The sequence below is a fragment of the Spirosoma spitsbergense DSM 19989 genome (assembly GCF_000374085.1).
In the GTDB taxonomy this organism is placed as follows: Bacteria; Bacteroidota; Bacteroidia; order Cytophagales; family Spirosomataceae; genus Spirosoma; species Spirosoma spitsbergense.
On record NZ_KB893562.1, the window covers coordinates 47,637 to 60,540 of the forward strand.

The 12,904-nt window shown below is 49.2% G+C and carries 13 protein-coding genes and 1 pseudogene; 8 read left to right on the plus strand and 6 right to left on the minus strand.

Translation table 11 applies throughout. The features are described 5' to 3' along the window. Positions 1–192 precede the first annotated feature (192 nt). Positions 193–1,428: a PQQ-dependent sugar dehydrogenase gene (locus B157_RS0121375; protein WP_020605349.1), complete on the minus strand. Its 1,236-nt coding sequence runs from the start codon at positions 1,426–1,428 to the stop codon at positions 193–195. A 221-nt stretch (positions 1,429–1,649) separates the two neighbouring features. Here B157_RS0121375 and epsC point away from each other — a divergent pair, with 221 nt between their 5' ends. The 3 genes from epsC to B157_RS0121390 all read left to right on the plus strand — a co-directional run bounded on the left by epsC (position 1,650) and on the right by B157_RS0121390 (position 4,443). Next, positions 1,650–2,495: a serine O-acetyltransferase EpsC gene (gene epsC, locus B157_RS0121380; protein ID WP_020605350.1), complete on the plus strand. Its 846-nt coding sequence runs from the start codon at positions 1,650–1,652 to the stop codon at positions 2,493–2,495. Between the two features lie 77 nt (positions 2,496–2,572). After that, positions 2,573–3,481: a cysteine synthase A gene (gene cysK / locus B157_RS0121385; protein ID WP_020605351.1), complete on the plus strand. Its 909-nt coding sequence runs from the start codon at positions 2,573–2,575 to the stop codon at positions 3,479–3,481. 92 nt (positions 3,482–3,573) lie between these two features. Next, positions 3,574–4,443 (plus strand): YitT family protein, encoded by an 870-nt coding sequence (locus tag B157_RS0121390; RefSeq protein WP_020605352.1) that lies wholly within the window; start codon positions 3,574–3,576, stop codon positions 4,441–4,443. 582 nt (positions 4,444–5,025) lie between these two features. Here the strand turns inward: B157_RS0121390 and B157_RS0121400 are convergent. From B157_RS0121400 to B157_RS0121420, 5 genes are all read right to left on the minus strand, one after another. Next, positions 5,026–5,619, minus strand: a complete 594-nt coding sequence (locus B157_RS0121400; RefSeq protein WP_020605354.1) for a TetR/AcrR family transcriptional regulator — start codon at positions 5,617–5,619, stop codon at positions 5,026–5,028. Between the two features lie 194 nt (positions 5,620–5,813). Next, a complete protein-coding gene (locus B157_RS0121405; RefSeq protein WP_026308865.1) occupies positions 5,814–6,581 on the minus strand; it encodes a class I SAM-dependent methyltransferase in 768 nt (255 codons plus the stop codon). A 104-nt stretch (positions 6,582–6,685) separates the two neighbouring features. Next, positions 6,686–7,084, minus strand: a complete 399-nt coding sequence (locus B157_RS0121410; RefSeq protein ID WP_020605356.1) for an OsmC family protein — start codon at positions 7,082–7,084, stop codon at positions 6,686–6,688. Between the two features lie 46 nt (positions 7,085–7,130). After that, positions 7,131–8,135: a glycoside hydrolase family 113 gene (locus B157_RS0121415; RefSeq protein WP_020605357.1), complete on the minus strand. Its 1,005-nt coding sequence runs from the start codon at positions 8,133–8,135 to the stop codon at positions 7,131–7,133. A gap of 252 nt (positions 8,136–8,387) precedes the next feature. Beyond that, positions 8,388–9,422, minus strand: coding sequence for a phosphotransferase (locus B157_RS0121420; protein ID WP_020605358.1), 1,035 nt, complete (start codon positions 9,420–9,422; stop codon positions 8,388–8,390). A gap of 362 nt (positions 9,423–9,784) precedes the next feature. On the opposite strand from B157_RS0121420, the gene B157_RS40130 reads away from it, so the two are divergent. From B157_RS40130 to B157_RS40590, 5 genes and pseudogenes are all read left to right on the plus strand, one after another. Next, the gene (locus B157_RS40130) at positions 9,785–9,919 is read left to right on the plus strand and encodes a hypothetical protein (protein ID WP_281168496.1); all 135 of its coding nucleotides are present in this window, start codon (positions 9,785–9,787) and stop codon (positions 9,917–9,919) included. 269 nt (positions 9,920–10,188) lie between these two features. After that, on the plus strand, positions 10,189–10,647 hold the full coding sequence (locus tag B157_RS0121425) for a hypothetical protein (RefSeq protein WP_020605359.1): 459 nt from the start codon (positions 10,189–10,191) through the stop codon (positions 10,645–10,647). A gap of 19 nt (positions 10,648–10,666) precedes the next feature. Beyond that, complete coding sequence (locus tag B157_RS0121430; RefSeq protein ID WP_020605360.1) at positions 10,667–12,370, plus strand: tyrosinase family protein; 1,704 nt, start codon at positions 10,667–10,669, stop codon at positions 12,368–12,370. Between the two features lie 103 nt (positions 12,371–12,473). Further along, positions 12,474–12,632, plus strand: a complete 159-nt coding sequence (locus tag B157_RS38440) for a hypothetical protein (RefSeq protein ID WP_157618530.1) — start codon at positions 12,474–12,476, stop codon at positions 12,630–12,632. A gap of 110 nt (positions 12,633–12,742) precedes the next feature. Further along, positions 12,743–12,904: pseudogene (locus B157_RS40590) on the plus strand (IS982 family transposase); the annotation flags it as partial.

Genomic DNA, 12,904 nt, shown 5'->3' on the forward strand with positions numbered 1-12,904 from the left:
GGAGAAGTTGAGTAAATGTATTCAATAGATTGTCGAAATAAAAAATTAATATACTTTTCTTAACCATCGGTCCAACAATGGTTTACCTATTACTCCCGGTGATGAAATATGGCTATTTGTACCGTTGAGTAAATAGAAAGGAGTCGATACAGTACCGACTCCTTTCGGCTGAACACGTTCAGCTATCATTAATTATTTACCCGTCAGTTTCAGAATATGCCCCGATGCATAATCGCAGAGGTATAGTTCATTTTTTTGATCTATGCCAAAAGCCGAGATGTTCCCTGCCCGGGAAACAATCTCCTGATTGGAAGCCGCTTTGGTTCCGTTGGGTGTTAAGGCCCAAACCCGACCACTGGCGTAGTCGGCGTAAATGTATTTTCCGGTCAGAGCCGGGTTTGCTGTACCCTGATAAACATAGCCTCCCGTAACGGAAATGTTGCCATTATCGTGGGTATATTGCCAGATGGGGGCAACCAGATCAGCCGCATTCACAGTGTTGTCTTTGGCATTGTAATCCGCATTACCTTCTTTAACCCGCCAGCCGAAATTACCTCCTTTGGTAACGATGTCTACTTCTTCAATAGCGTTCTGCCCAACATCTCCTGCCCATAACTGACCTTTATTATCAAAACTGACACGCCAGGGGTTTCGTAGACCGTACGCAAAAACTTCTTCCCGATAGCCATTGGTGTTGCCCTTAAAGGGGTTATCACCCGGAATACCATACTGTCCTTTTTCGGTACTGTTCACATCTACGCGCAGGATTTTCCCCAGCCAGCTACTCCGGTTCTGTCCGTTGTTTTGCGGATCACCCCCGCTACCCCCGTCACCCGTCGACACGTACAGGTATCCATCCGGTCCGAACAGGACTTTACCCCCGTTGTGGTTACTGTAAGGCTGCTCGAACCGAAACAGAACAACCTCCGAACCAGGATCGGCTGTTGAAGCAGTAGCAGACGAAGCCCTGAACCGACTGACGACGGTTTCGCGCGGGTTATTCTTCGTATAATTCACGTAGAAAAAACCGTTCTGTTTGAAATCGGGGTGGAAAGCGAGGCCCAGCAGGCCCATTTCTCCCCCAGACGCTACTTTCGACTGAATGTCCAGGTAAGTTCCTGCTGAAGCAGCAGCGGCATCATTCTCGAATACCCGGATTTTCCCGGCCTGCTCAATCACGAATACCCGGTTGGTACCATCATTGGCATATGTGTACTCCACGGGTGAGTTGAACGTTAGTTTTGGGTAGGCATTGACAACGGCAGCTGCAAGGGTTCCTGTACTATTGCCGGTAGAGTCGGTGGCGATAGTAACGGCCTGTTCTTTGGACTGACAGGCGGATGCGATGAACCACGAAAGGCCCGACGTAGCGAGTAGCGAAAATAAAAAGGTAACTAAGGTTTTACCAAACATGAGTATTTGTTTCATATGTTTACCAAGGTTTGTCCTGCAAACGAGATTCCAATTATGCCGGGCGAACTTTGCGGCCCGCATTTTGTTCCAAAATCATGGAAATGTTCGTTTTTACGTACCCTGTTACCTATTAACGAATCAGATCTTAGTGTAGTGTTTCTACGTAATGGGGTATAAATTCCACTATGTAACGCATAACCAACCAAATTACCAAGCCTGCTTATCGCTCAAAAAACATGACTTCGGCTACCAATACCTTCCTTGATCATCTCCAGACCCAGCGGTCGCAGTACCGGTATAAACTACCATCGAGGCCCGATGCCGGACGGTTTATCGACCAGTTGATGCGCCTGCTGTTTCCCGTAACGCAGGACTGCCGATCCATATCGCAGCACGTAGAGGAAACGTATCAAAATCTGCACGAACAACTTGTTTGCCTGCTATACCCACTGGAAAAAAACCTGACAAACAGCCCGGAGATAGTATCCGAACGCTTCTTTGACCAGCTACCAATCATTTACGATGGTTTGCTGTTCGATGCGCACGCCATTGCCGACAATGACCCGGCGGCCGTTGGGATCGAAGAGGTCGTAGCCGTTTATCCTGGTTTCTACGCTATTGCTGTTTATCGAATTGCCCACGCGCTATTGAAACAAAATGTGCCGCTGTTACCCCGCATGTTAACCGAGTATGCACACGGGCAAACGGGAATCGACATTCATCCGGGGGCGCAAATTGGCCAGTCGTTTTTTATTGATCACGGTACCGGAGTCGTTATCGGCGAAACGACCGTTATTGGTAATAACGTCAAAATTTATCAGGGCGTAACGCTGGGCGCTACGCACGTAGCGAAGTCGATGGCTCAGAAAAAACGGCACCCAACCATTGAGAATAACGTGGTCATTTATGCCAACGCTACCATTCTGGGGGGGCATACGGTGGTTGGGCACGACTCCGTAATTGGTGGCAACGTCTGGCTCACCAGCAGCGTTGAAGCGCATTCGCTCGTATTTAATCAGCATCAGACAGATGTTCGATTACGGTCGCTGGAATCAGCAGAGCCCATTAATTTTGTCATCTGAAATAGAACTCTTATTGGTCGTAAGTCGTGCTTGCCACTTACGTATCGTCTACCTTTTACTCCTTCACCCTGTCATTTATGAAAGCTGCTTCCATTCTCGAAACCATTGGACGAACGCCCCATGTACGCATCAACAGGTTATTTCCCGGCTATGAAGTCTGGACAAAGCTGGAGCGGGCTAACCCTGGTGCCAGTATAAAAGACCGTATTGCGCTGGCTATGATTGAGGATGCCGAAGCAAAGGGACTTCTCAATGCCAACAGCACTATAATTGAACCAACATCGGGCAATACAGGTATTGGCCTGGCGATGGTGGCAGCCGTAAAGGGCTACAAAATTATTCTGGTCATGCCCGAATCCATGAGCATTGAACGACGTAAGATTATGGCCGCTTACGGGGCCGAATTTGACCTGACACCCCGCGAGAAGGGAATGAAAGGAGCTATCGAACGTGCCCAGGAACTGGTTGCCCAAACACCTGATGCCTGGATGCCGCAACAGTTCGAAAACCAGGCCAACATCGACATCCATGTTCAAACAACCGCAGCCGAAATCCTGGCCGACTTTCCCGAGGGTCTCGATGTGCTGATTACGGGTGTTGGTACGGGCGGACACATAACCGGGGTAGGGCAGGTGCTGAAACAGAAATTTCCGAATCTGAAAGTGTACGCCGTAGAGCCGGAACTATCACCCGTAATTAGCGGTGGCGCACCAGGACCCCACCCCATTCAGGGTATCGGCGCGGGTTTCATACCCGTAAATCTGCATACCGACGTGTTGGATGGCAGCATCCAGGTCAGCAAGGAAGAATCCTTCGAAATGGCCCGGCGGTCGGCCAGGGAAGAAGGGACGTTTATTGGGATTTCGTCGGGCGCGTCGCTGGCTGCTATTCATAAAAAATTGCCCGAGCTGGCTCCTGGCAGCCGCATCCTTACATTCTGCTACGATACGGGTGAACGTTATTTATCCATCGAAGGGCTATATTAATTAAAGCTCAGTGAGGGGTAGAAGGCGACAGTGTTGATACTGCTGCTTTCTACCCCTCACTGGTTAATTACCCTATCTCACAACGTTACTGTATGACACGACCGCCGACCGCTGCCTCCCTGATTAAAGATGCCGTTTTTATCATTGCCGGGGTACTCAGTGCAGGCATGGGTATCAAAGGTTTTCTGATGTCGAGCCACTTTATTGATGGTGGTGTTACGGGTATCTCGATGTTGCTGGCCTCCATCGTGAATGTTCCCCTGCCCATCTGGCTGCTGGTTATTAATCTGCCGTTTATTGGCCTGGGGTACCGGCGTTTCGGTCGGCAATTTGCCTTCAAAAGTGTATTGGCTATTGCTGGTCTGTCAATTAGTCTGGCTATTATTCCCTACCCTGATGTTACGCCCGATTTGTTGTTGACGGCAGTTTTTGGGGGATTCTTCATCGGAGCGGGTATTGGACTGGCCATACGTGGAGGAGCCGTGCTCGATGGTACCGAAATTGCAGCCCTGCTAATCAGCCGGAGCAGTCCCGCGCTCAAAGTCAGTGATATCATTCTGATACTCAACGTGCTTATTTTTGGAGCAGCCGCTTTTTTTCTGGGTACCAATCCGGCGCTCTATTCCATGATCACCTACTTTGCCGCGTCTAAAACGGTGGATTTTATCATTCACGGTATTGAGGAGTACACGGCCATTCTAATCGTTTCGTCCAAAAGTCAGCTGATCCGGGAGCGTATTATTGAGCAGGGCTGGGGCGTTACGCTGCTGAAAGGGCAGGGTGGGTATGGAAAGCAGGGCAGTCACCGACCGGCAGAAGATATTCTCTACACTTTGATCACTCGTCTGGAAATCAGTCGCTTACGTAGCATTATTATAGCCATAGATCCCAAGGCTTTTATTATCCAGCACAGCGTAGACGATGTAGCCGGCGGGAGAATAAAATCCCTTCCTATGCACTGATGCAAAGGTGGGAATTCGTTTTTAATGATCCCATTTCGCTTTGTTCAATTGCTTGAATAGCAGCTTAGTAGAAACTACGAAGAGGGCGAAAGGTAAGATATAAAACAGCAGGCTTATGTTTATGTGGCCTAACGTTGAATAAACCTTGATTTGATCGTACCCATAAAATAGTGCTAACAGATACAGACCACCAAAAGCAACGACCAGTCTATCGGTCAACACGGTAGTCTCTTTCAGAAGTGTTACCTTTAGTAGTATTGCGCAAAGATAAAACCAGCACAAAAGGACTGATCCGGAAAGGATTTTGATCAGTGGTGAACCAACAAAGAGGCCTACTAACTGCCAGGCTAGTATAGGCATGTTCCATTTCCCGTCATATCCTTCTATCCCCAGGTAGGTTATTATACAGCAAAGAAGAAGGATTCTTACGCTTAGTCCAGACTTCACAAACGTTGGGTATACTTAACAGCGAAGCAAGGGGAATAAATAGCCTGAAGATGTGGGAGAAACAGGTTTAGGCATACTGATCACCACACACGCAGAGCCTACGGGCGAATTTCCCTGTAAATACCCTACAGTATGCTAGCGGAGGTCACGAACGAACCGACGCATCGATTCGCGGTAGATCTGTTCCGAATGATCGAGTGGTTGCTCATCTTTCAGTAGCATAGCCAGCATAATCATGCCGTGTGATATGGACCACCACTGAAAATACAACCGTTTGATACTTTCCTCTGATTTTGGGATAAACGAGAAAATTGTTTTACAAACGATGCGGCTTACGGCTTGCATGGACTCCGACTCATAAATAGGCATTGTACACAGCGCACCACTCATATTATACATAACCTGATAGATTTCAGGCTGTTGGCGGGCGAACTCCCATTGCACCAGCGAAATTTCATACAGGCGTTTTTCGGGGTCACGGTATAGGTTTACAATGCGGTCGTATTCCTGATACAGGTAGCGAAATCCTTCACTTCGAATCTCATCCAATAGTACATCTTTGCTGTCGAAGTATTCATAAACAACAGGGGCACTGTACTCAATCGCGTCAGCTATTTTACGAATAGAAACGGCTTGCCATCCTTCCTGTCGGGCAATGGATTTGGCTGTCTTTAAAATGCCGGAGCGGATTTGCTCACGGTTTCGCGGCTTACGCTCAATAGTTTCCATAGAAGTTAGGTTATTAAACTTAGTTAACGGTGTTAAAGTGAGTGGAAATTACATATTTTATTAGCATTTTCCCGATTTGATAGATTATTTCTTTAAAAAGTAAACGATAATGCGTCATTAATACACTTTCTGGAGACGCGTTCGGTTGATATACAGATACATAGCACTATGGACGAAATTCATTTTTAGTAACGTTAACTTTTCTCGGCCAGCAACCAGGCGGCTTCGTCACCAAGTTCATAAGGCTCACCCTGGACGGTACCGTAGCAACCAATAATGGATAGCCCCGCTTCTGAAAATAATTGCCCGAACTCGGCCAGGGTGTAAATATGGTGTTGTGCCACTCTGGTCTGTACCTCTCCGGATTTTACGTAGGTCAACTGTGAGTCGATTCGGCTCTCCAGGGGCAAATAGTCATTCTCGACCAGGAGCAAAATGGGTTCACCATTGGGCATTGGTACGGAGAGCCAGTTGCGGGTCTGGTAGTCGGGTAGTACCGATTCGGCCACCATTTCGGAGTGGGCCAGAAATCGTCCGCCGGGTTTTAAGCGCGTAGCGATACGCGTTAAAAAAGCCAGCATCTCGGGACGGGCAAAGAAACTGAAACTATTACCCAGGCAGTAAGCCGCATCGAAGGACGCAGCAGCACCCAGATCTTCTTCGGGCATAGTCAGAAAATCATCCGCTACGGCAATTACCGGTAATTTTTTAGTGGTAGCGATCCGTTGTAATTCAGCAATGTAATCGGTCGCTATGTCTACGCCCGTTACACGCGCACCCATCCGGGCCAGCGGAATGGCATGACGACCATACCCGCAGAACACGTCGAGTAGCCGGTCGCCGGGACCAAAATCCAGTGTGTCGACCAGTAATTCAATATCGAGTTGTGTTTGTTCCTCCGTTTGAGCCGCTTTCCAGGCCAGTTGGGGTAATCCGTGAAAAAAAGTATGATACCAGGCCACGTACAAAAAAATGTTTACAGGAATTAAAATTCCTAAAGGTCAGAGAATTAACTAATAGTTGTTTCGATTTAGAAGGAAATGATAGCTACCGTTCCCCGTCGGTTTTACCTGACCAGGGTAATCGCCAGTCCTTGCCGGAGCGTGTTATGAATCTCGGCGATGTTGTCGGTGTATCGTATCAACTCATCGATGGCCGCTTTGGGTGCATCAGCGGTTACGTTAACGGTATAGGTAAAATCCGAGCCGGGTTCTCCCTCCCCACCAAACCCTCCCTTTACCACGACCTCCACCCCTGATAGGGTTAAATTTCGTTTTTGGGCTTCCCGGTAAATGTCATTGCAGAAACAGGTAGCCAATGACAGCAAAAGTAATTCACCCCCGTTTATGGATGAACCGAAACCGTCCGGTTTTGGGGAAATATGCATTTCCTTCACCGACTCATTGGTGTGAACCGCAATTTCATGGCTTCCGAAACTACTTTTTATCGTTGCAGAAATTTCCATCCCTGGTAAGGTTTATGGTGTCAGATGACTGCTTCTACCGCTGCTCTCACTGCCCGTACTGCTGCCGGATGAGCGCTTCGGCCGGTTTGCGCTGGGGGGTATAATCATCATTTTGCGGACCGCCTGCTTTCTCATTATCCTCGTACCACTTCCACAGAAAACCACCCGCAAACCAGGGCTGCTGCCAAAAGGTCCGGAACAGGGCCGCGTAGGCATTCTGCTGAGCCACCAGGTTGACCGGTGCTTTCTGGTTCCAGCTATCCGGCAGTTCCCATTGCTTGCCCGCTGTGCGATCTACACTGCGGTATCCGTACTCGGTAAACAGCATGGGTTTTTGCTGCTTCAGCGAGAAGGCCTGTAATCGTTTGGCGGGTTTTTTCCAGGCTACCATCAACTCCGCTATGCCGGGCGTGTCGCTTTCCGACAGTGGGAAGTAAGCATCCACGCCAATGTAATCGAGCAGGGGCCAGAACGAAATGCGTTCGTACTCGTCCCAGTTGGCTGCATAGGTGAGCGGACCGCCGTAATGAGCGCGTACCTGCTGAATAAGCCGTTTCCAGAAAGCAGGCCGTTGTCGGGTCACCTGCCGAAACTCCGTACCGACACAGAACATATCGGCATCGGTTTCTTTTGCCAGGTCGGCGAGGGTGAGTACATACTGCGTATAGGTCGTTTCCCAACGCTGCCAGTCGGCTTCGTTGTCCAGAGTGAAATCGCCCGCCCAGCCCTGACCGGCTACCCAGACGTGGGGTTTTACCATCACCTTCAACCCCTGCTGATGCGCGTGCTGAATGCAGGTACGGATTCCTTCTGGTCGCTCCCCCCACCAGTGTCCATTGGTATTGAAGGTAACCTCTGGCTGTCCTCTTTTGACAAAAGCGTAGGGGTTCAGGGCTACCCAGCCAGCATTCAGGTCTCTAACCGGCGTCATGCAGGATGCGGGAACGGCCTTTACCGGTGCCACAAAATTGACCCCATTTATTTTTGTGGCGGGTACTGAGTCGGGAGCGATCAGGACAGAGAGCAGTAAAAGCAAATGAAACGGAGCCATAAAAGTGCAGTTGACGTACGGACAAGTTACGCCGTTTATGGGGCTACGCCAAACGTCTGTTGCTAACCCGTTTGTTCGTCTATCCGTTTGGCGCGGTTGTCCCGGAAAGTGATTTCTGTCTGTTTTCAGTAACTGATTGGCGCAAAACCTATCGTTGATCAGTACCTTTCCTGACCTGACTGTCTGGACAAACCAGGCCATTTTCTACGGAACGCCAGGACATGAAAATATTATCACCGACAGAACTGGTCATCAAACTGCTTCCAGCACAAACACGGTGGCTTCTTCCAGCAGCACTTTTTTCTGCGCCAGATCGAGGGGGAGGGGCAGTTGAGCCAGCCCCAGGAGCCGCCGGAGCATCTCGGTACCGATAAAGCCGCGCAATAAAGTGGAGTCGAAATGGGTGGGCATTCGGTATTGGTCCAGCACCTGTTGCTGAACCAGATCACTTTGCTGAGCCAGTTTCATGTGGGCGAGCATCACACCGAGGTCGAATTCTGGTCGCCCGAAAAAGCCGAATTCCGGGTCTATCACCTTCGTGCCGGATGCCACGCTCAGCCAGCTACCGGGGTAGTAATCCCCATGAATGAGTACCGGACCCGGTTGCAGATAAACATCGCCCAGTTCCGTAATTTTCTTTTTCAGAGCATCATGATTCCGGTAGGGTAGCGAAAGGGCTTCCAGACCGGGTTGTACCGAATCGAGATTAAACCCGGTATCCGTTCGAAAGGGGAAATTGAAAATGTGCTCGTGGTTAAGCAACCGCATGGCCCGATTATCCGGAAAATCCGACTGTTCGCCGGTAAGCTGGAGGGTATGCAGAACCGATAGGAACTGCACTAGCGAGGTCAGGGCGGCCGCTGGAAGTATCTGGTGGGGTTGGTAAAGAAAGGTGAAATCAGCTCCGTTGCCGAGGTCTTCCAGGGCCAGCAGGAAATTGGCGGCATCATACCCAATCAGTTTCGGGACAAACGCCCGGAGCGCGGCATTGGCGTCGATACACTGGTAAAACTGTGCTTCCACGCCGATACGCTCCATCGGGGCGGGTACCTGTGGGTACTTCTGCACCCAGGGACGGGCCTGTTTGAGAATAAACGTCTGGTGATTGGTACGGACCCGAACCACCACATTCATATTCCCCTCACCCGGTTTTTGCACGGACTCAATCGACTCGCCGGGACGTATCCACCCATGGTTTGTCAGTAACTGTTGTAATTCAGGGCTTGCGCGTTCTTCCAGAAAAAAGGCATTGGGGTAAAGGTCCGTAAATTGTTGATTGAGGGTCATAAGGAAACGATTGTCGAATGAGTCGGGAGTAGCCCCACGGCTGGCTGGCCGGGTTCGCAAGTTAGGAAACGGACGTACTCAGAAGATGCTCCCAGGATGATTCTTTGTGCTTTTGAGTTGGTATCGGGCTTCAATTGAGTAAAGAGTACCGTCTGGTTGGGGTGGAAGTCGAACTGGAAGGGCAGCTTCTTACGCTAACAGGGAATTTTAGTATACTGATCCGGAAAATAAGATACGGGAAATTTACCCTTGACAGTATCAGGTGGCTATACGTTTTTTGTTGACGAAAGCGGGAGATTTATAGTTGACAAAACAAGTAGAATCCGTGAGATAGGGTAGCCCTTTCTGCCCGGTACAAGACATTGCCTATACACTGGCTACGTGGACTGAGTCACGGCCCCGACGGAGAAAACGACCTACTACCGGGTAGTCATGTGTCGAAACAGTACACCGGCATTACGTCAGCCAACGCCAACAAAGTAGGTATCAGTACCTAGACCTATGTTTACTACACTTGAACTTGGTCGGGCTAACCTGAGCCCTGAGATAGCCGATAACGATGGGTATTACAGGCAGAATGTATAATACTGGCTGGTAGCACAAACCTAAGGGATCTATCCAATACGGAAGTCCCGCGATGTTATGGTTGCAGGGCATAGGCATCGTGAGTGGTTCACGCTGGATCTATGATTAGTTGGGGTATAGGGTGCCCTGTATACCTAAGTACATTTTATGCCGTGTATCAACCGGAAAAGCCTTCGTAGTCATGGAACATCCAAAAACTACCTGCACGTGTAACGCGTATTCGCAGGAAACGAAAAGACGGGCCTTCTTCAACCGTATCGGAAAAACGACCAGACCGGTACCCGCTATCGTAACGAGTATATTGATCGCCCTTTTCCCCAAATGCCCCCTCTGCTGGGCTGTCTATATGAGCATGTTTGGCAGTTTTGGGTTAACCCGATTACCCTACATGCCCTGGATCCTGCCCGTATTATTTTTGTTTTTAGGCATCCATCTATACGTCGTTGTTAAAAAAATCCCGCAGAAAGGGTACCTGCCGTTTGCATTTAGTTTTGCCGGTGCCGTAGTGATTTTATCAGCCCGAATCTTTTTCCCTTACCAACCCTACCTGCCTGGATTGGCCATGTTGCTTGTTGGTGCCGGCTCTCTGTTACATAGTTTTACGGGCAGGTATTTACCGTTGCCTTTTGTCAAAAAATGACCCTTTAACCCCTATACAGATGAAAAAATATTCGACACCGGGTGTTCGCCGATCCATTCTCGAACTCGAACACGAATACGAAAAAGGTATAAATGAAGACCTTGCGAAAGTGATGACCGCCTGGGCGTATATAAAGGCGCTTCCGCCCGATGACCCGAATTCGTTTTTCATCATAGGGGGCTTTCACGGTGAACCTTTCGCTGGAGAAGGAGCAACGAATCCGCAGTGGTGGGGGGGCTATTGCAACCATGCAAATGTGCTGTTTCCTACCTGGCACCGGGCCTATCTGCATCGCCTGGAAAAGGCTTTGCAGACCACACCCGGATGCGAAGATGTCATGATGCCGTACTGGGATGAAACAGACACGTATTCGACAACGTACGGCATACCGCACTCGCTGACAGACCAGTATTTTACGTTCAGGCATACCGTTCCCGACTGCCTTAAAGCGCAACATATCTGGTGTGCGGGGAAAAAGATTGAAAACCCGTTAGCCTCCTTCACGTTTCCTGCCGCCATCACCGACACGATACAGGGAGACTTTTCTGATTACTCCAAACCCGAAGGGTATAAAACAGTGCGGTACCCGCTATCGGGTCTGGTCGGCTCGTCTGATTTTCAGGAGCAAACGGCGGAGCACAACTCGATGTTTACCGATTATAATACGAATGTGGCTATCCTGAACGCTAACATTTTACAGTGGTTGAATTACCAGGTGTATTATGTGCCGGATGCCAATTTTTCGCCTTCCGATAAGCCACCCGTTCATACGACTGCCGCAGGAATTGCGAAAGCGTTTGCGGATTGCCTGGATGCGCCCAATTACAACGCCTTCTCCAATGTTCAGTCGGCTGCTCATTTCAATGAAGTCAATGCTCCTGAAAAACAGGTCGTTGCGCTGGAACAGCCGCACAACGACATTCATCTATCGGTGGGCGGCTTCAATCTGCCTGCTACCGTGAACCAGGGTGGCCCTGGCAGCGACTTCTCGCAGATTTCCGATGCCAATGCCGATATGGGTGAAAATGATACCGCTGGCCTGGATCCAATATTCTACTTTCACCATTGTAATATAGACCGGGTGTTCTGGTTGTGGCAACAAAAACATGGGTTTACCGATCATTTGGAGATATCAGCGGATCCCAATGATCCGGGTAACTTTAATGGCTATAACGGTGGTAATGGACAGGGGCCGGCGAACGGACAAACCGAGAATGAGATGCTGCGTATGGACACCGCTCTACAGCCATTCAGGAAGGCTAATGGGGATTTCTATACATCGGCTGATTGTGTGAACATTGAAAAACAGCTTGGTTACCAATACAGTGAAGGCTCTTTAGCACCCCAAAAAAAACGCACAGAACTCGTTTCGGCAGCTGTTGAGCCAAAAAGCAGCCTGAAACTCCATATCTCAGGTATAAACAGGGCCGGTATAAAAGGCTCCTTTATCGTGGCCGCCTTTGCCACCGTCAAAAACCGAAAATACCTGCTGGGTTATCATTCCGTATTGAGTCGCTGGAAAGTTGAAGGCTGCGCCAATTGCCAGGTTCATTTGAATGTGTTTGGCTCCATTGGTTTACACATGTACACTACGGAGCAGGTGAAAGAAATGGACTTTCATGTTGAACTTCACGGGCGTGAGGGCCGTAATAAAGCAAGATTCGAGAAATTCCGGGCTTTATCATCAACGGACAACAAACCCTACAAGCTGGAGATAAGATAAGGCGTAAAACGGTATGCCATTTGACTATAAATAGCGCCTGTTGGGGGGTGTGCAAGCTGTCGCCTGGACGATAGTAAATACACTTTTTTTTTAATGATTGGCTATGCACCCAATACCAGCACGGGCTGATGGCGACGTAGGAGCAGCACGGGCCGCCCCGCTTTACACACATGAAGGCGTTGGGCTGCAAACCTTCCTTCGGGACGCTCTGCCTGGTGACAGGCAGGCAATCCCAGGCAGAGCGTATTACACTAAGTTTTAACGCGAACTATGGGATTGTGAAATTCTTAAAACCGGCGTTTAAAGGGCATATGAGCCGAAATTGGTAGTTTTGGGTGCTAACCAAACAAAACTAACCAGCCCCGAACTCACATGCTGACCGAAATTTACTGCGATGTCGATGACTTTTGCAAAGCACAACGCTCAATCATTGCTAAAGCTCTTCACCACTGTGGTGCTTACAAGAAGAATCATCCCAGTCAACTCACTCTTAGTGAGGTGATGACAATTCTGATTTATTATCATCTAAGCCCC

Coding starts and splice junctions, on each gene's coding strand:
- B157_RS38440 (WP_157618530.1), top strand. CDS start 12,474: ATGCACCCAATACCAGCACGGGCTGATGGCGACGTAGGAGCAGCACGG.
- B157_RS0121420 (WP_020605358.1), bottom strand. CDS start 9,422: ATGACCCTCAATCAACAATTTACGGACCTTTACCCCAATGCCTTTTTT.
- cysK (WP_020605351.1), top strand. CDS start 2,573: ATGAAAGCTGCTTCCATTCTCGAAACCATTGGACGAACGCCCCATGTA.
- epsC (WP_020605350.1), top strand. CDS start 1,650: ATGACTTCGGCTACCAATACCTTCCTTGATCATCTCCAGACCCAGCGG.
- B157_RS0121415 (WP_020605357.1), bottom strand. CDS start 8,135: ATGGCTCCGTTTCATTTGCTTTTACTGCTCTCTGTCCTGATCGCTCCC.
- B157_RS0121400 (WP_020605354.1), bottom strand. CDS start 5,619: ATGGAAACTATTGAGCGTAAGCCGCGAAACCGTGAGCAAATCCGCTCC.
- B157_RS0121375 (WP_020605349.1), bottom strand. CDS start 1,428: ATGAAACAAATACTCATGTTTGGTAAAACCTTAGTTACCTTTTTATTT.
- B157_RS0121425 (WP_020605359.1), top strand. CDS start 10,189: ATGGAACATCCAAAAACTACCTGCACGTGTAACGCGTATTCGCAGGAA.
- B157_RS0121390 (WP_020605352.1), top strand. CDS start 3,574: ATGACACGACCGCCGACCGCTGCCTCCCTGATTAAAGATGCCGTTTTT.
- B157_RS0121430 (WP_020605360.1), top strand. CDS start 10,667: ATGAAAAAATATTCGACACCGGGTGTTCGCCGATCCATTCTCGAACTC.
- B157_RS0121410 (WP_020605356.1), bottom strand. CDS start 7,084: ATGGAAATTTCTGCAACGATAAAAAGTAGTTTCGGAAGCCATGAAATT.